Annotated in this window: 15 protein-coding genes; 11 read left to right on the top strand and 4 right to left on the bottom strand. The window is 71.7% G+C overall.

Going from position 1 to position 16863, the window contains the following annotated elements; genetic code table 11:
- Nucleotides 1–7: 7 nt before the first annotated feature.
- Nucleotides 8–1180 (top strand): glycosyltransferase, encoded by a 1173-nt coding sequence (locus ABD743_RS02580; protein WP_344718372.1) that lies wholly within the window; start codon nt 8–10, stop codon nt 1178–1180.
- A 77-nt stretch (nt 1181–1257) separates the two neighbouring features.
- On the opposite strand, the gene ABD743_RS02575 is transcribed toward ABD743_RS02580, so the two are convergent.
- Nucleotides 1258–1605, bottom strand: a complete 348-nt coding sequence (locus ABD743_RS02575) for a UBP-type zinc finger domain-containing protein (RefSeq protein WP_344718370.1) — start codon at nt 1603–1605, stop codon at nt 1258–1260.
- Between the two features lie 116 nt (nt 1606–1721).
- On the opposite strand from ABD743_RS02575, the gene ABD743_RS02570 reads away from it, so the two are divergent.
- The 4 genes from ABD743_RS02570 to fahA are packed head-to-tail and all read left to right on the top strand — an operon-like array spanning nt 1722 to nt 6649.
- Complete coding sequence (locus ABD743_RS02570) at nt 1722–2684, top strand: MBL fold metallo-hydrolase (protein ID WP_344718368.1); 963 nt, start codon at nt 1722–1724, stop codon at nt 2682–2684.
- On the top strand, nt 2681–4285 hold the full coding sequence (locus ABD743_RS02565; protein WP_344718366.1) for an FAD-dependent monooxygenase: 1605 nt from the start codon (nt 2681–2683) through the stop codon (nt 4283–4285). The genes ABD743_RS02570 and ABD743_RS02565 overlap by 4 nt, the downstream gene beginning before the upstream one ends.
- Nucleotides 4260–5459 (top strand): homogentisate 1,2-dioxygenase, encoded by a 1200-nt coding sequence (locus ABD743_RS02560; protein ID WP_344718364.1) that lies wholly within the window; start codon nt 4260–4262, stop codon nt 5457–5459. The genes ABD743_RS02565 and ABD743_RS02560 overlap by 26 nt, the downstream gene beginning before the upstream one ends.
- Complete coding sequence (fahA, locus tag ABD743_RS02555) at nt 5399–6649, top strand: fumarylacetoacetase (RefSeq protein ID WP_417715956.1); 1251 nt, start codon at nt 5399–5401, stop codon at nt 6647–6649. The genes ABD743_RS02560 and fahA overlap by 61 nt, the downstream gene beginning before the upstream one ends.
- A 5-nt stretch (nt 6650–6654) precedes the next feature.
- Here the strand turns inward: fahA and ABD743_RS02550 are convergent, their stop codons facing one another.
- Both ABD743_RS02550 and ABD743_RS02545 read right to left on the bottom strand, forming a co-directional pair.
- A complete protein-coding gene (locus ABD743_RS02550) occupies nt 6655–7287 on the bottom strand; it encodes a TetR/AcrR family transcriptional regulator (protein ID WP_344718360.1) in 633 nt (210 codons plus the stop codon).
- 116 nt (nt 7288–7403) lie between these two features.
- Nucleotides 7404–8456, bottom strand: coding sequence for a LacI family DNA-binding transcriptional regulator (locus ABD743_RS02545; RefSeq protein ID WP_344718358.1), 1053 nt, complete (start codon nt 8454–8456; stop codon nt 7404–7406).
- Nucleotides 8457–8553: 97 nt separating this feature from the next.
- On the opposite strand from ABD743_RS02545, the gene ABD743_RS02540 reads away from it, so the two are divergent.
- From ABD743_RS02540 to ABD743_RS02515, 6 genes are all read left to right on the top strand, one after another.
- Complete coding sequence (locus ABD743_RS02540) at nt 8554–9762, top strand: MFS transporter (protein WP_344718355.1); 1209 nt, start codon at nt 8554–8556, stop codon at nt 9760–9762.
- A gap of 132 nt (nt 9763–9894) precedes the next feature.
- The gene (locus ABD743_RS02535) at nt 9895–10224 is read left to right on the top strand and encodes a bifunctional 3-phenylpropionate/cinnamic acid dioxygenase ferredoxin subunit (protein WP_344718353.1); all 330 of its coding nucleotides are present in this window, start codon (nt 9895–9897) and stop codon (nt 10222–10224) included.
- A complete protein-coding gene (locus tag ABD743_RS02530; RefSeq protein WP_344718351.1) occupies nt 10221–12644 on the top strand; it encodes a GcvT family protein in 2424 nt (807 codons plus the stop codon). The genes ABD743_RS02535 and ABD743_RS02530 overlap by 4 nt, the downstream gene beginning before the upstream one ends.
- The gene (solA, locus tag ABD743_RS02525; protein WP_344718349.1) at nt 12641–13771 is read left to right on the top strand and encodes an N-methyl-L-tryptophan oxidase; all 1131 of its coding nucleotides are present in this window, start codon (nt 12641–12643) and stop codon (nt 13769–13771) included. Before ABD743_RS02530 ends, solA begins: the two co-directional genes overlap by 4 nt.
- The gene (locus ABD743_RS02520) at nt 13768–14907 is read left to right on the top strand and encodes an aromatic ring-hydroxylating oxygenase subunit alpha (protein ID WP_344718347.1); all 1140 of its coding nucleotides are present in this window, start codon (nt 13768–13770) and stop codon (nt 14905–14907) included. Before solA ends, ABD743_RS02520 begins: the two co-directional genes overlap by 4 nt.
- Before the next feature lie 43 nt (nt 14908–14950).
- A complete protein-coding gene (locus tag ABD743_RS02515) occupies nt 14951–15730 on the top strand; it encodes a class I SAM-dependent methyltransferase (protein ID WP_344718345.1) in 780 nt (259 codons plus the stop codon).
- A gap of 61 nt (nt 15731–15791) precedes the next feature.
- On the opposite strand, the gene ABD743_RS02510 is transcribed toward ABD743_RS02515, so the two are convergent.
- The gene (locus ABD743_RS02510) at nt 15792–16850 is read right to left on the bottom strand and encodes an esterase-like activity of phytase family protein (protein WP_344718343.1); all 1059 of its coding nucleotides are present in this window, start codon (nt 16848–16850) and stop codon (nt 15792–15794) included.
- Between the last annotated feature and the right edge of the window lie 13 nt (nt 16851–16863).

The following is a 16863-nucleotide window of genomic DNA, read 5'->3' as shown; positions in this document are numbered from 1 at the left end:
GGAAAGAATGCGGGTTCTGCTGACGAGTCTTCCGGTCTACTCCCATCTGGTCCCGATGATGGTTCCGGTGGCCCAGGCCCTTCGGACGGCGGGCCACGAGGTGGCGGTCGCCACCGGTGCCGCGATGGCCCCGCACCTCGACCGGGCCGGGTTGCCGCACCTGGTGCTACCGCGGATGCGCACGATGGAGGAGATGCGTCGCATCTCGTTGCAGCCCGATGGCACACCGACGCCCGAGGCCGCCACGCTGGGACCTGGCGAGGCGGCCGGTCGGATCTTCGCCGGCGCCACCGCGGTGCGTGCAGTGCGCGACATGCTGGAGGTGGCACCGGCATTCGGGCCGGATCTCGTGGTGCGGGAGTGCGCGGAGTTCGGGGGGCACCTGCTCGCCGAGGCGCTCGGACTGCCCTGCGCAACCCTGGACATCGGGCCGCTGGGGCCGATTGCCGATCCTGGTCTGCTCCCCGCGCTGAACGAGGCGCGGGCCGGCGTCGGATTGCCTCCGCTCGACGACGTGTCCGCCCTGACCCGCGAGTCCTGGTTCAGCTGGATGCCCGAGTCGTGGTACCCGGACACGTCGCACGGCACCCCCCGCTGCTATCGCGCGCCCGCCCCGCGAACGGATGAGGTGCTCGATCCGGCGATCGTGAGTCTCCCATCGGACCGCCCGCTCGTGCTGGCCGGCCCGGGTTCCGTGAGCTCCGCGACGCTGACGCCCGAGGCGTCGCCGCTGCCCCGCATCGTCGATGCCCTCGCCACCCTGACCTGCACGGCAGTGGTCGTTCTGGGACCGGGAGTGGATCCGTCCGAGTGGTCCGGGTCGCGGCCCCACAACGTGCACCTGACGTCGTTCGTGCAGCAGTCGTTGCTCCTGCCCGCCTGTGATCTCTTCCTGAGCCACGTCGGCGCCAACGGCGTCCGCGAGTCGTTGGCCGCTGGGGTTCCGATGGTGGCGATGCCGCTGTTCGCGGAGCAGCCGCTCAACGCACAGCGGTTGGCGGACCTGGGCCTCGGTGTATCCGTCGACAGGGACTCCGATGCGACGACGGTGGCTTCGGCCTGCCGGAAGGTTCTGGAGGATCCCTCGTTCCGGCTGAACGTCCGTGGCTTTCAGCGGAAGATTCTCGGGCTCCCCGGCATCGACCGGATGGTGGCGGATCTGGCCGCCATGGTCGCCTGACAGCCCCGTGCGCAACCGGAACCGGGCGCCGCCCCTGGGCAATGCGATGGGGGCGGCTCCCCGGGTCTGCCTGTGGCCTAGTGGATGTGGTTGCGCCAGTCCGCGGGTACGCGATCGGCCGGACCGGGCACGGTCTGCTCGACCGGACGGTGCTCGGGGTCGGCGAGCTCGGGGCCGTCGAGCATCTCGTTGCTGCGGTAGTCCCAGTACCAGGACTCGCCGGGCTCGAAGCTGCGGACGTACGGGTGCCCGGTGGCGCGGAAGTGCGCGGTGGCGTGCTGGGCGGGCGAGGTGTCGCAGCACCCGACGTGGCCGCACTGGGCGCATCGCCGCAGGTGTACCCACCAGCCCCCGACCTCGTTGCACTCGGCGCAGCCCGTGCCACTCGGTGCGACGGCGGTATCGATTCCGTTCGGTGCGGACATGCGCATCTCCTTCTAATGGCTGACATGCCCATCATGGCCGGGTGGAGGGTTCCGGTGAGGACCCGACCCGGGTACCGTCCCAATTGATCAAAGCTTTGATCGAAAGGGAGGCGTCAATGGCAACGAAGCCATTCGCATCGTCCACGGACCTGTCGGCGAAGGAGCAGACCCTCGAGGTGCTCGCCGACGGCGTCTACGCGCTGACCGCCGAGGGCGACCCCAATATCGGCGCCATCGAGGGGGAGGACTTCCTCGTCTGTTTCGAGGCGCTCGCCACCCCCGTCGCGGCGCGGAAATGGCTGGCCCGGCTACGCGAGCACACCGACAAGCCGGTGCGCTACCTCGTGCTGAGCCATTATCACGCCGTGCGCGTGCTCGGTGCGTCCGCCTTCGACGCCGAGATCATCGTGTCCCATGAGAAGACCAGGGCGCTGGTGGCGGAGCGGGGCAAGGAGGACTGGGAGAGCGAGTTCGCGCGGATGCCGCGCCTCGCCGACGGCGCCGACTCCGTTCCTGGGCTCACCTGGCCCACCCTGACGTTCGCCGACCGGATGACCATCGACCTCGGCGGGGAGCGGGGCGACCTGGTGCTGCAGTACTGCGGTCTCGGGCACACCGAGGGCGACATCGTGGCCTGGCTGCCGCGGCACCGGATCCTGTTCGCCGGCGACCTCGTGGAGGCCCAGGCGGCCCTCTACACCGGCGACGCGTTCCACCGCGAGTGGGCGACCACCACCCTCGACCGGGTCGCGGCGCTCGGAGCGGAGATGCTGGTCGGCGGGCGCGGAGGCGTGAGCCGCGGGACGTCGGCCGTCGGATCGGCCATCGACCAGACGCGGTATTTCCTGCAGGTGCTGATCCGCGAGGTCACCGGCGTGCAGCGGCGCGGCGGCACTCTCAAGGATGCGTTCGAGCGCAGCCACAACGCGCTCGTCGACCAGTACGGGCACTGGCCGATCTTCGAGCACTGCCTTCCCTTCGACGTCGCCCGCGTGTGGGACGAGCTGTCCGGCGTGGAGCGCCCGATCATCTGGACGGCCGAGCGGGACCGAGAGGTCTGGGACCAGCTCCAGTCATGAAGCCGGTCGCGGTCGTCGGGAACGGGCCGGTCGGCCAGACCGCCGCGCTGCTGCTCGCCCGCTGGGGCGTGCGAACGGTGGTGCTGGACCAGCGAGCCGCCCGCGACCACGTCGGCTCGAAGTCGATCTGCCAGCAGCGCGACGTCCTCGACATCTGGGACGCCGTCGGCGCCGGGGCGCGGATCGCGGCCGAGGGTGTCACGTGGACCACCGCGCGGACCTACCACCGTGGCGCCGAGCTGTTCAGCCACACCTTCGTCGACGCGGGCCGCTCGCCGTTCCCGCCGTTCGTGAACATCTCGCAGTCGCGCACCGAGGAGATCCTCGACGAGTGCGTCGCCGCGCAGCCGCTGGTCGAGGTGCGGTGGGGGCAGCGGGTCGTCGCGCTCAGGCAGGATTCCGACGGGGTGGAGCTGACCTGCGACGACGGCACACGCGTGGACGCGTCGTTCGCCGTGCTGGCGGCCGGGGCGCGCTGCGACGAGCTGCGTGCGCTGCTCGGCGTCACGTTCGACGGGCATTCCTTCGACGACCGTTTCCTCATCTGCGACATCCGCACCGACCTGCCCGAGCGGGCGAGCGAGCGGCACTTCCACTTCGACCCGCATTGGAACCCCGGTCGTCAGGTGCTCGTGCATCCCTGCCCGGACTCGACGTTCCGCATCGACTGGCAGGTGCCCGCGGAGTTCGACCTCGACGCCGAGGTGAGCTCCGGAGCCCTGGACCGGCGGATCCGCGCAGTGATCGGGGACCGTCCGTACGAGGTGGTGTGGCAGTCGGTGTACCGCTTCCACTCCCGCTGCGTCGACCGGATGCGCGTCGGGCGAGTGCTGCTCGCCGGGGACGCCGCGCATCTCGTGGCCCCGTTCGGTGCCCGGGGACTCAACTCCGGGGTGCCCGACGCCGAGAACGCCGCCTGGAAGATCGCGTTCGTCCTGCGGGGCTGGGCGCCGGAGCAACTGCTCGAGAGCTACCACCACGAGCGCCACGCCGCCGCGCGGGAGAACCTCGCGGTCACCACTGCGACGATGGACTTCCTCGTGCCGCGCACCCCCGAGCAGGCCGCGCACCGCCGCGACGTGCTCTCCCGCTCCGCTGCGGATCCGGCCGCTCACGCGCTCGTCGACTCCGGACGGCTCGCGGAGGCGTTCTGGTACGCCGACTCACCGCTGACCACGCCCAGTTCCGCCCGTCCGTTCGCGGGGCGGCCGGCGCGCGGGACCGCACCGGCCCCCGGGCCCGGGATCCTGGTCCCCGACGGCGTGTGGGACGGCTCGCACCGCTTCCGGACGCTCGCCCGCGACGGGTTCCTGCTGCTCACGATGCCCGGCGCCGACGTGGCGGCGGCGCGTGAGGCCGCGCAGAGTGTGCAGGCGCCGGTGCGTGTGCTGGAGCTCGCGGCAGGGGATCCGACGGGTCTGCTGACCGGGGCACTGGATGCGCGGCCCGGGGAGGTCTGGGTGGTGCGGCCCGACGCACACGTCGCCGCCGTGCTGGAGCGACCGTCGTCGGCCACCATCGTGGGTGCACTGCACCGCGCGCTGGCGATTGTCATGGACCGGGAGGAGAGCGAGCATGGCGTACTACCGACGGTCCGGTGAGGTGCCGCCCAAGCGGCACACGCAGTTCCGGACGCCTGATGGCGGGCTCTACTACGAGGAGCTGATGGGGGAGGAAGGCTTCTCGTCGGACTCCGCATTGCTCTACCACCGCAGCATTCCCTCGGCGATCGTCGACGCGAGCCCCTGGGAGCTCCTGGGCGTCGACACCACGCCGAACCACCCGCTGGTTCCACGGCACCTGAAGCTGCACGACCTGTTCCCTGGTGAGGACTGGAAGGCCGTGGACGCCGTGATCGGGCGGCGTCTCGTGTTGGGCAACGCCGACGTGCGGATCTCCTACGTCGTCGCGGGGGAGTCGTCGCCGCTGTACCGCAACGCGCTCGGCGACGAGTGCGTGTACGTCGAGTCCGGGTCGGCCACCGTCGAGACGGTGTTCGGAGTCCTGGACGTGCGGCAGGGCGACTACGTGATCCTTCCCCGGTCCACCACCCACCGCTGGGTGCCCGTCGGCTCCGGACCGCTGCGGCTCTACGTCATCGAGGCGAACTCGCACATCGCCCCGCCCAAGCGCTACCTGACGCGCTTCGGGCAGCTGCTGGAGACCGCGCCGTACTGCGAGCGTGACCTGCACGGCCCGGGCGAGCCGCTGATCGTCGAGGGCACGGACGTGGAGGTGCTGGTGAAGCACCGGGGCAGCCGGGGGATCACGGGCACTCGGTACGTCTACCCGGCCCACCCCTTCGACGTGGTCGGCTGGGACGGCTGCCTGTACCCGTACACGTTCAACGTCTCCGACTTCGAGCCGATCACGGGCCGGGTGCATCAGCCGCCGCCGGTGCACCAGGTGTTCGAGGGCGACGGGTTCGTGATCTGCAACTTCGTGCCGCGAAAGGTGGACTACCACCCGTTGTCGATACCCGTGCCCTACTACCACTCCAATGTGGACTCCGACGAGGTCATGTTCTACTGCGGCGGGAGCTACGAGGCGCGCAGGGGTTCGGGCATCGGGCAGGGTTCGATCTCGCTGCACCCCGGCGGCCACAGCCACGGCCCGCAGCCCGGTGCGTACGAGCGCAGCATCGGCGTGCAGGAGGTCGACGAGCTCGCGGTCATGGTCGACACGTTCCGGCCGTTCGAGCTCGGCGAGGGCGGATGGGCCTCCGAGGACCCGGGCTATCCCTGGACGTGGTCGGGACGGGGACCCGGCGCGTGATCGAGCTTCCCGGGAGCACACTGTTCGGCGCGGCGAACCTCCCCTACTGCGTGTTCTCCGTGCCCAGAGACCCCCGCAGGCGCGTCGGCGTCGCGATCGGCGACCACGTGCTCGACGTCGTCCCCTTGGCGGAGTCGGGCGGGGCTACCGAGCTGGTGTCGCTGCTCGCCACCCCCACGCTCAACCCCTTGCTGGCCGCTGGACGTCGCACGTGGACTGAGCTGCGCGAGCGTCTCGTGGAGTGGGTTCACGGGCCCGCTGACGCGCTGCGGCCTCATCTTCTGGCGGCCGACGATGTGCGGCTGCACCTGCCCGTCGAGGTCGGGGACTACGTCGACTTCTACTCCAGCGAGCACCACGCCAGGAACGTCGGACGGATCTTCCGGCCCGGCTCCGAGCCGCTCTCGCCGAACTGGAAGCACCTCCCCATCGGCTACCACGGGCGCACCGGGACGATCGTGGTGTCCGGCACCGACATCGTCAGGCCCAAGGGACAGCGCCGGGGCGAGGGCGGACCGGAGTTCGGGCCCTCGACGCGGCTGGACATCGAGGCCGAGGTCGGGTTCGTCGTCGGCACGAGCACGCGGGTCGGCGAGTCGGTCGCGGTGGGTGAGTTCGCCGAGCACGTGTTCGGGATGTTTCTGCTCAACGACTGGTCCGCGCGAGACATCCAGTCGTGGGAGTCCACGCCGCTCGGACCGTTCCTCGGCAAGTCGTTCGCCACCTCCGTCTCGCCGTGGGTGGTGCCGCTGGACGCGCTGGAGGCCGCCCGCGTCGCCCCGCCGCCGCGTGACCCGCCGTTGCTGCCCTACCTGTGCGACGTCGACGAGCGGGGGCTGGACCTGGAGCTGGAGGTGGCGCTCAACGGCCACGTGGTGTCCCGCCCGCCGTTCGCCACCATGTACTGGACGGCTGCCCAACAGCTCGCGCACCTGACCGTCAACGGGGCGTCGCTGCGTCCCGGGGACGTCTTCGCGAGCGGCACGGTGTCCGGCCCGGAGAAGGACCAGCGGGGCTCGCTGCTGGAACTGAGCTGGGGCGGGTCCGAGCCGATCACGCTGGCCGACGAGAGCACCCGCACGTTCCTCGAGGACGGCGACGAGGTCGCGATCACCGGCACCGCCCCCGGCACGGCCGGCACCCGCATCGGCCTGGGCGAGGTCCGCGGCCGCATCCTCCCCTCCCGCTGAAGCTGTCAGGTCAGGAGGGTTCGGGCTGTCTGTTTCCAGAGGGGGAGATGGGGGTCGGTGCTCGGGTCGCGGTGTTCCAGCGCGTAGGCGAGCCCGACCCCACGCATGCTGGTGAACAGCAGGTCGCGGACCTCCGGATAGCGCGGGTGCGCGACGAGCTCCGGTCCGTAGAACCGGTCGAGTCCGGCCTTGATGGCCGCGCCGATCTCCCGTTCGTGGACCAGCAGCGCGGCGCGCAGTTCCTTGTTGGTGCGCGCCGCCGTCCACAGTTCCACGGCCGCCCAGAAATGCGGTTCGGAGAAGGCCTCCCACATCAGTTCGATGGCACGGTCCAGGCGCTCGGCGCCCGTCAGTCCGCCCGCGAGGCTCTTGATGCGTTCGCCGTTCCGGCGGAGCCGCTGGGTGGACAGGTGCTGGGACGCCGCGACGAGCAACTGCTCGCGTGACGGGAAGTGGTGAAGCAGCCGGCCGCGGGACACTCCGGCCCGGGCCTGGATCTGCAGGGTCGTCGCACCGGCATATCCGGATTCGACGAGGCAGGCGACCGCCGCGTCGAGGATCTGGGCGCGGCTGGCCGCCGTGCGCTCGTCGCGACGCCCGCGCGGAGCGGGGGAGGACGCATCGGCGGAGGCACGCATGATCCGGGAGGATATGTCTCGCGCCGGATGACGTGTGCGCGAGCACCGTATTCGGTATACGTCGGACGGTCGGGCGCGCGGCGCCGGCGGGAACCGGGCGACTCGCGGGTGGTGGGTCAGGCGGGGGGTGGGCCGCTTGTCGTGCCTATTCGCAGCGACACCGGCAGCGTCAGGTCAGGCGGCCGTCGCCCCTCGACGAGCTCCATCGCGGCCTCGGCGGCGGCGCGGCCCTTCTCGTCGGTCGGCTGTACCACCGTGGTGAGGCGGGTGGCGCCCAGCCAGGGCAGGTCGGCACCGTCGAACCCCGCGACGCTGACGTCCTCCGGCACCCGCAGTCCCAGCTCCTTGGCCGCCTGCAGCACGCCGGCGGCGAGCACGTCGCTCTGTGCGATCACGGCGGTGGGGCGCCGGTGTGCCGGAACGTCCAGCAGCACGCGCGCTGCCGCGGCGCCCTCGTCGACGGCGTTGCTGGCCGTCTCGAACGCGGGCACAGGACCGAACACGTCCTCCACGCCTTCCAGCCGGTGCCGTACGTCGCGGTAGTGGGCCCGGGCCCGGCGGGCGGCGTCGACGGGGCCACAACGGCCGTCGAGGCGCAGGGGCATCGAGAGAATCTCGACCCGGCGGTGGCCGAGCTCGTGCAGGTGCCGGGCGAGGTCACGGGTGCCGCGCCGGTCGTCGATGTCGATGAGCACGACCCCCTCCAGCGCCGGGCCCTCGACGACGACGAGGGGTACGCCGCGGGCTCGCAGCCGGTCGAGCGCGGGATCGTCCTCGAGCCCGCAGGTGGCGAAGATCGCGGCGTCGAGCGGGATGCGGCCGATCTGCTCGGTGGAGGGGCGCCCTGCGTCGCCGGCGAGCAGTAGCAGCCCGACGCCGTGCGAGCCGAGCACGCCGGTGATCCCGTCCAGCAGTTGGACGGCCACGGGGTCGCGGAAGGCGTAGAGCAGTCGCTCGCCGACGAACGCGCCGATGACCCCGCTGCGGCCGCGGCGCAGCGAGGCGGCCAGCGGGTCGGGCCCGGCGTAGCCGAGTTCGGCCGCTGCGGTCAGCACCCGCTCCCGGGTGCCGGGCGTGACGCGCGGGCTGCCGGAGAACGCCAGCGACGCGGTGGAGGGCGAGACGCCGGCGCGCGCCGCGACGGATGCGAGCGTCGGGCGGGTGGACACCCTCGAACGGTAGCGGGGCTACGTGATTACAGGTTGAACCCGGCCGGGTCGACCGCGTACGGTGTCGTCGATCGAATCGATTCGACAAGGAGTGCATGTGACGACGACCGGGGCCCCGCCCGCCGCCGCCGAGGTCCTTCGTGCCCGTACCGCCGTCGTCGTCGCGTTCGCCGCGAACGGGCTCGCGTTCGCGTCGTTCATCTCCCGCACTCCCGCGATCCGCGACGTGCTGGGGCTGTCGGCGGGGCAGTTGGGCCTGCTCCTGCTGTGCCTGTCCACCGGCGCCGTCGCCGGGCTGCCGCTCTCGGGGCCGATCGTCCACCGGCTCGGTCCTGGCCGCGCGGTGCTCGCGGGAGCCTTGTCGGAGTGCGTCGGACTGGCGTTGCTGGTCATCGGACTGTTCACCGGGTCGGTCGCTCCAGCGGCGATCGGGCTCGTGTTCGCCGGGCTGGGCACGGGGGTCTGGGACGTCGCGATGAATGTCGAGGGTGCCGACGTCGAGCGCAGGCTCGGTCGCTCGCTCATGCCCCGGCTGCACGCCGCGTTCAGCCTCGGCACCGTCACCGGCGCCGGTCTGGGAGCCGCGTCGGCCGCGATGGGTGTGCCCGTCGCGGTGCAGATCTTGGTGGTCGCCGCGCTGCTGCCGGCGGTGGTCACCGTCGCCACCCGGCGGTTCCTGCCCGTCCAGGTGGCCACCGCGGAGGAGAAGGCCGCGGGTGCTGGTGTCCTTGCCGCGTGGCGTGAGCCGCGCACGCTCCTCGTCGGGCTGCTGGTGCTCGGGTTCGCCTTCACGGAGGGCTCGGCCAACGACTGGATCGCCATCGCGATCGTCGACGGCTACGGCTCCGGCGAAGCGGTCGGGGCCGTCGCCTTCGGGTTCTTCGTCAGCGCGATGACGATCGGGCGGCTGGTCGGCGGCTCCGCGCTCGAACGATTCGGGCGGGTCGCCGTGCTTCGCGCGACCGCTGTGATCGCCCTCGCCGGCCTTCTCCTCGTGGCGCTGGGCGGCTCCACGCCCGTCGCCCTCTGCGGGGCTCTGCTCTGGGGGCTCGGCGCCTCGCTCGGCTTCCCCGTCGGGATGAGCGCGGCCGCGGACGATCCCGCCCGTGCGGCCGCGCGGGTCTCGGTGGTGAGCTCGATCGGCTACACGGCGTTCCTGGCGGGGCCGCCGTTGATCGGCCTGCTGGCCGAGCACGCGGGCATCCTGCGCGCCCTGTTCGTGGTGCTGGGCGCTCTGGTTCTGGGGTTGCTGGCCTCGGGCGCCAGCCGCCCGCTGCCGTTAACAGAGTCCACCGGCGCCCGCTGACCGAGAACCTGACCGAATCGCCAGGTTACGGTCATTTTTCACAGGCCTTTGGCCCTTGACGTTGCCGGTTTGGCAGCGAACTCTGTTGCGCGTCGTGCACCACGTTTCGCACAGCGCTTCGGGAGACTCCCCATGATCCACGTCTGCCCGCTCACCGATCTTCCTCGCGGAAGTGCCCGCCGCCTCCCGCTCGACCCGCCGGTCTCGGTGTTCCACACCAGCGACGGCGAGCTCTACGCGATCGACGACACCTGCACCCACCAGGATGCCTCGCTCGCCGACGGTTGGCTCGAGGGTTGCGAAGTCGAGTGCCCGTTACATGCGGCGATATTCGACCTGCGCACCGGAGAACCGGACGGTCTCCTCGCTCGCGAACCGGTCCGCACCCACCGGGTCGTCATCGAGAACAACGCCGTCTACGTCGTCCTCGCCGGGGCCGATGAGCTAGAAGCCGCGTCGTGAGCGGCTCCCCCCGGGTGGTCGTCATCGGGGCAGGCGTCGTCGGCGCCGCGGTAGCCGATGAGCTCACCGCGCGCGGCTGGACCGACGTCACCGTGCTCGACCAGGGCGCACTCCCGCTGCCCGGCGGGTCCTCCTCCCACGCTCCGGGCCTGGTGTTCCAGACCAACCCGTCGAAAACGATGGCCGGCTTCGCCCGCTACACCGTCGAGAAGCTCTCCGCGCTGGCAGGGCCGGACGGGTCGTGGTGCTTCAACCCCGTAGGGGGCCTCGAGGTCGCCACCACGCCCGAGCGGCTCGCCGAGCTGCGCCGCCGGCACGGTTTCGCCACGAGCTGGGGCATCGAGTCGCGCCTCGTCGGCCCGGACGAGTGCGCGGCCATGCACCCGCTCGTCGACGCCGCCCGGGTGCTCGGCGGGTTCCACACCCCCACGGACGGTCTGGCGAAGGCACCGCGGGCCGTCGCTGCTCAGCTCGCTCGCGCCACCGACCGCGGAGCCCGGGTGCTCGGCAACCACCGCGTGCTCGATGTGCTGTCGGGGTCCGGTCGCGTCACCGGCGTGCGCACCGACCGTGGCGACGTCCCCGCCGATCTCGTTGTCTCCGCCACCGGGTTCTGGGGTCCGAAGACCGGTGCGCTGGTGGACCTGACGATCCCGCTGCTGCCGATGGCCCACCAGTACGTGACGACCACGCCGGTGGCCGCGCTGGCCGGGCGGAACACGGAAGCCGCCGAGGCGAGCGCGCCGATCCTGCGTCACCAGGATCGTGATCTGTACTTCCGAGAGCACGTCGACCGGGTCGGCATCGGCTCCTACGCCCACCGCCCGATGCCGGTGGACCTCGACGCGCTGCCTGCGGAAGGCATGCCGAGCGTCCTGGGCTTCACGCCCGAGGACTTCGCGCCGTCCTGGGCCGACGCACGCGAGCTGTTGCCCGCGCTGCGTGACGCCGAGATCGACACCGGCTTCAACGGCATCTTCTCCTTCACGCCCGATGGGACGCCGCTCATAGGGGAGCACCCGGGACTGGCCGGCTTCTGGGTGGCCGAGGCGGTCTGGGTGACCCACTCCTGCGGCGTCGGGCAGGCGCTCGCGCGCTGGCTGGTGGACGGGGAGCCGGGCGTCGACCTGCACGAATGCGACCTCAACCGGTTCGAGGAGGCACAGCTCGCGCCGTCCTACGTCAGCACCCGCAGTGCGCAGAACTTCGTGGAGGTCTACGACATCCTGCATCCGCTGGAGCCGCCTGCGCAGCCGCGTCCGTTGCGGGTGAGCCCGTTCCACGCCAGGCAGGTGGAGCTCGGGGCCGTGTTCCTGGAGGCCGCGGGCTGGGAGCGTCCGCACTGGTTCGAGGCCAACGCAGGCCTGCCGGAGGTCTCCCGCATCCCGGAGCGCGGGGAGTGGGCGTCGCGGTTCTGGTCGCCGATCGCGGGGGCCGAAGCGCTGGTCACGCGCGACCGCGTGGCGATGTACGACATGACCCCGCTCAAGCGGCTGGAGGTCAGCGGCCCCGGTGCGCTGGATCTGCTGCAGCGGCTCACCACCAACAACCTCGACAAGAAACCCGGCGCAGTGACGTACACGCTGCTGCTGGAATCGTCCGGCGGCGTGCGCAGCGACCTCACCGTCGCGCGGCTGGGGGAGCAGCGGTTCCAGGTCGGCGCCAACGGCAACCTGGATCTCGACCGGCTCACCCGCGAGGCGGGCGACGACGTCGTCATCCGCGACATCACGGGCGCCACCTGCTGCATCGGGCTGTGGGGACCGCGAGCCCGCGATGTGCTGGCGTCGGTCACCTCCGATGACGTCTCGCACGCCGGGTTCGGCTACTTCCGGGCCCGCAGCATCCACGTGGACGCCGTGCCCGTCACCGCGATGCGACTGTCGTACGTCGGCGAGCTGGGCTGGGAGCTCTACACGAGCGCCGAGCTCGGGCTGCGGCTGTGGGATGTGCTCTGGGAGGCCGGGCAACGCCACGGCGTGATCGCGGCGGGCCGCAGCGCGTTCAACTCGCTGCGGCTGGAGAAGGGCTACCGCAGCGCAGGCACCGACATGACCACCGAACACGACCCGTACGAGGCCGGGCTGGGTTTCGCGGTGCGCCCCGGCGACTACGTCGGGAGCTCCGCGATCGCGGGGCGAGAGACGCCCGCCCGGCGGCTCGTCCCCCTCCTGCTCGACGACCCTGCGCACGTCGTCATGGGCAAGGAGCCGGTATGGCATGACGGCACTCCCGCTGGGTACGTCACCAGCGCGGCCTACGGCTACACGATCGACGCGAGCATCGCCTACGCGTGGCTGCCGGCGGCAGCCGCCGAGCCCGGCACCCCGGTGCACGTGGAGTACTTCGGCGAGCGACTACCGGCGGTGGTGGCCGCCGAGCCCCTCTTCGACCCCGAGATGAAACGGATTCGCTCGTGAGTAGCTACGAGGTGATCGTGGTGGGGCTCGGCGGGATGGGCTCGGCCGCGGCCCGGCACCTCGCCGCCCGGGGCAAGCGCGTGCTCGGGCTGGAGCGGTTCACCCCCGCCCACGACCGCGGCTCGAGCCACGGAGGCTCGCGGATCATCCGGCAGTCCTACTTCGAGGACCCCGCGTACGTCCCGCTGCTGCTGCGGGCCTACGAGCTGTGGGCCGAGGCGGAGAAGGAGGCCGACGCCGACCTGCTCACCCTCACCGGCGGCCTCTACCTGGGGCCGCCGGACAGCACGACGTTCGCCGGAAGCCTCCGGGCGGCGCAGGAGTGGGACCTGCCGCACGAGGTGCTGGAGCCCGACGCCGTGCGGGCCCGCTTCCCGACGTTCGCCCCGGCCGCCGACGAGCTCGCCGTGTTCGAGGAGCGCGCGGGCTTCGTCCGTCCCGAGGCGGCCGTGGCCGCACACCTCGAGCTCGCCGCCCGCGACGGGGCCGACCTGCGGTTCGGCCAGCAGGTGCTGTCCTGGGACGCGACGGGCGACGGCGTGTGCGTCCGCACCGCCGAGGGCGAGCACCGCGCGGAACGGCTCGTGATCTCACCAGGAGCGTGGGCGCCCACGGTGCTCGCCGACCTCGGCCTGCCGCTGCGCGTCGAACGCCAGGTGCAGTACTGGTTCGCCCCGCCCGGAGGTGTCGAGCCGTTCTCGGCCAATCCCGTCTACGTGGCAGAACAAGCGGGGGGCGCGCAGATCTACGGCTTCCCCGCGATGGACGGCCCGGACGGCGGGGTGAAGGTCGCGTTCTTCCGCCGCGGCCGTGACGCGGACCCGGACGCACTCGACCGCGTGGTCACCGACGCCGAGGTACAGGAGATGCGTGCCCGCGTCGGCGACACCCTGCCCGGGCTCGTCGGTCCGGTACTGCGGACCGTGCCCTGCATGTACACCACCACGCCCGACGAGCACTTCGTGATCGCCACCCACCCCGAGCACGCCAACGTCACCGTGGCCTGCGGGTTCTCGGGGCACGGGTTCAAGTTCGTGCCGGTCGTCGGGGAGATCCTCGCCGACCTCGCCACCACCGGGGCCACGGCCCACCCGATCGCCCTCTTCGACCCGCGGAGGTTCCCATGACCGTCTCCACGACTCACGGTCCGCCGCCCGCCACGCAGCCGTCGCTCATCCGTACGCTTCCCGGCTCGGCCTACACCGACCCGTCGGTCTTCGCCGCCGAGCAGGAGCGGATCTTCGAACGCCGCTGGACGTGCGTCGCGTACGCGGCCGACCTCGCCACGCCCGGCGCGTTCCGCGCCGTGACGGTGGGCCGGGAGAGCGTCGTGCTCGTCCGGGGCCGCGACGGTGCGGTGCGAGCGTTCCTCAACGTCTGCCGCCACCGCGGTGCCCGGCTGTGCACGGAGGAGTCCGGGCAGCTGCGCCGCAACCTGCAGTGCCCGTATCACGCGTGGACCTACGACCTCGCCGGCAAGCTCATCGCGGCGCCGAACCTGACGTCCATGCCCGACGTCGACCGCGACGAGTACGGGCTGCTGGCAGTGCACCTGCGGGAGTGGCTGGGCTACGTGTGGATCTGTCTCGACCCCGATCCGCCCTCCTTCGAGACCGACGTGCTGGGCGAGGTCGTCACGCGGCTCGGCGACCTCACGGCGATCGACAGCTACGGCGTCGAGCACCTGGCGCTGGGCAGGCGGATCACCTATGACGTCGCGGCCAACTGGAAGCTGATCGTCGAGAACTTCATGGAGTGCTACCACTGCGCGACGATCCATCCGGAGCTCACGGAGGTGCTGCCGGAGTTCGCCGACGGGTACGCGGCGCAGTACTACGTGGGCCACGGCGCCGAGTTCGGGTCGGAGATCTCCGGGTTCACGGTCGACGGGAGCGCGGGCGCGGAGCGGCTCCCCGGCGTCACCCCCGACCAGGACCGCCGCTACTACGCGATCACGATCAAGCCTCAGGTCTTCGTCAACCTGGTGCCCGACCACGTGATCGTGCTCCGGATGACCCCGCTCGCCGCCGACCGCACGGTGGTGGAGTGCGACTGGCTCTTCGCACCGGAGGTGGTGGCGAGCGGGCGTGACCTCGGTCCGTCCGTAGAGCTGTTCCACCGCGTCAACACCCAGGACTTCGACGCGTGCGAGCGCACCCAGCCCGGGATGAGCAGCCGCGCCTACCGGGACGGGGGTGTGCTCGTTCCCAGCGAGCACCACATCGGACAGTTCCACACCTGGGTCGCCGACCAGCTGGCGTGAGCCCGGATGGTTCGAGGTCTCGCGGCACAGAGGGGGTAACCGCGTGCGACACGAGGAACGGCTACTTCACAGCTCGTCGTTCGGCGCGGCGGCTGTCGCATACGCCGAGCACCGCCCGGACTACGCGCACGCCGCGGTGCGTTGGGCGCTCGATCCCGCGCCGGGCCTGCGGGTGCTCGACCTCGGCGCCGGGACCGGCAAGCTCACCGCCGCGCTGGTCGCGCTGGGCGCCGAGGTCATCGCGGTCGAGCCCGACCCGGCGATGCTGACCGAGCTGCGCCACGGGCTGCCGGCTGTCCGTGCCCTGCCGGGCAGCGCCGAGGCGATACCGCTGCCGGACGCGTCCGTCGATGCCGTGCTGGCCGGCCACGCCCTGCACTGGTTCGACATGGCCGTCGCGGGACCTGAGATAGCCAGGGTCCTCGTCCCTGGCGGCATCCTGGCCGGTCTGTGGAACGTCGTCGACAACCGGGTCGACTGGGTTTCCGGACTCGAGCGGGTGAGCGGGAGCGCGGCCATCGGCCCGCGGGACACGCTCAGCAGCTGGCGCGCCGAGACGGCGGACGCGCACCTTCCGGGCACTGGCGTGATCGCCCGGTTCGGCTCGGCGGAGCAGGCCGAGTTCCCGCACGGGCAGCGCCGCACCGCCGACTCCCTCGTCGCGGCCCTCGCGACGAGGGCGGGGGTGCTGGTCATGCCGGAACAGGAACGAGAGGCCACGCTCGGCCGGATCCGCGCTTACCTCGCGAGCCGACCGGAGACCGCCCGCGGCGAGTTCACCCTCCCGATGCTGACCGGCGTGCTGCGCGTCCGGCCACTGTGAAGCCGTCGACCGCCTGATCGTCGTCAGGAGCTGACGCCGCTGCCCCCGCTACCCGAGACGGCTAGCGCTTCGGGAGCTCGGCGGTCATCGAGTAGAGCCGGGTGATCTGCGTGCTGCCCTCGTTGTCGTCGCTGACCAGCAGCAACCGCAGGCGTCCGCCGCCCTCGTGCCGGGTGACGGCGATCCCCTCGATGTTGTCCAGCAGCGGGTTGGGTTGCGGCTGCTTGGCGGTGGCGCCGAGGGTCGGGCACTTCCCGATGTCGGCCAGGAGCGTCTTGTCGATCAGGTGGGTGTCCGTCTGCGGGGTGAGGTTCTCCACCTTGCTGACGTCCGTGGCGCCGCGCGGGTCGGCGAGGTAGAGGCGGACCGTGTTGCCGACGCCCTCGGTGAAGCCCCGCTCGAGCACGAGCAGCCGGCCGTCGCCGGTCGCGGCGATGTCGGAGATGCCGAGGCCGGGGTCGCCCCGGTAGCCGTACTGGGCGCCGAGCGTGAAGTCCGCCTTCGGGTTCGGGCGGGTCCAGGTCTGGAAGCGGTGGAGGTCGGGCTGGTCACCGCTGAGCGGACCCTCCATCGAGGCGATCAGGGTGCGGTCACCGGGCTGCATGGTCAAGCCCTCGAACGTCAGGTTCGTGGTGGCGCGTCCGGCGGGCGCCACGCGGAGGGCGTCCGGGACGGGGAGGCTGCCGCCGATGAGATGCCCTTCGCGGTCGTAGCGGCGGATGGACGGCTCGACCTCGGACGTGATGAGCCGGGTGCCGTCGGCATCCACGACGATGGCCTCGGAGTCGAGCGGCTTGCCGTTCTCGTCCGCGAGGGGCACGACCTTGGTGGGCTTCTTGGTACGCCCGTCGAGGTTGAACAGCGACGACCGGTCGCCGAGCGCGAGGATGCTGCCGTCCGTGTCGACCGCGAGCGCGGAGAAGTTGCCGACGAACGTGTTGTCGAACGTGGTCTTGTCGAGCGCGTCGGAGAACGAGTTGATGGTCACCGAGGGCGAGCACGCGTGGCTGCCGCCTGCGGCTTCGCCGTCGGCCCGCGCCGGCGTGGCCGGTCCGGCGGCGGTGACGAGGGCGACCACAGCGGGCACGGCGGCGAGGACGAGTGCTGATCGCAAGCGCACGACGACACGCTAG

The sequence above is a fragment of the Pseudonocardia yunnanensis genome (assembly GCF_039534065.1).
Lineage (GTDB): Bacteria > Actinomycetota > Actinomycetes > Mycobacteriales > Pseudonocardiaceae > Pseudonocardia > Pseudonocardia yunnanensis.
Note: the sequence above shows the minus strand (reverse complement) of the source record. Positions and strands in the feature narration are given on the sequence as shown.

Bases quoted from the DNA above. Each gene is read 5' to 3' on its own strand.
- ABD743_RS02565 (WP_344718366.1), top strand. From the start codon at position 2,681: ATGAAGCCGGTCGCGGTCGTCGGGAACGGGCCGGTCGGCCAGACCGCC.
- fahA (WP_417715956.1), top strand. From the start codon at position 5,399: ATGGGCCTCCGAGGACCCGGGCTATCCCTGGACGTGGTCGGGACGGGG.
- ABD743_RS02575 (WP_344718370.1), bottom strand. From the start codon at position 1,605: ATGTCCGCACCGAACGGAATCGATACCGCCGTCGCACCGAGTGGCACG.
- ABD743_RS02535 (WP_344718353.1), top strand. From the start codon at position 9,895: ATGATCCACGTCTGCCCGCTCACCGATCTTCCTCGCGGAAGTGCCCGC.
- ABD743_RS02570 (WP_344718368.1), top strand. From the start codon at position 1,722: ATGGCAACGAAGCCATTCGCATCGTCCACGGACCTGTCGGCGAAGGAG.
- ABD743_RS02520 (WP_344718347.1), top strand. From the start codon at position 13,768: ATGACCGTCTCCACGACTCACGGTCCGCCGCCCGCCACGCAGCCGTCG.
- ABD743_RS02580 (WP_344718372.1), top strand. From the start codon at position 8: ATGCGGGTTCTGCTGACGAGTCTTCCGGTCTACTCCCATCTGGTCCCG.
- ABD743_RS02550 (WP_344718360.1), bottom strand. From the start codon at position 7,287: ATGCGTGCCTCCGCCGATGCGTCCTCCCCCGCTCCGCGCGGGCGTCGC.
- ABD743_RS02560 (WP_344718364.1), top strand. From the start codon at position 4,260: ATGGCGTACTACCGACGGTCCGGTGAGGTGCCGCCCAAGCGGCACACG.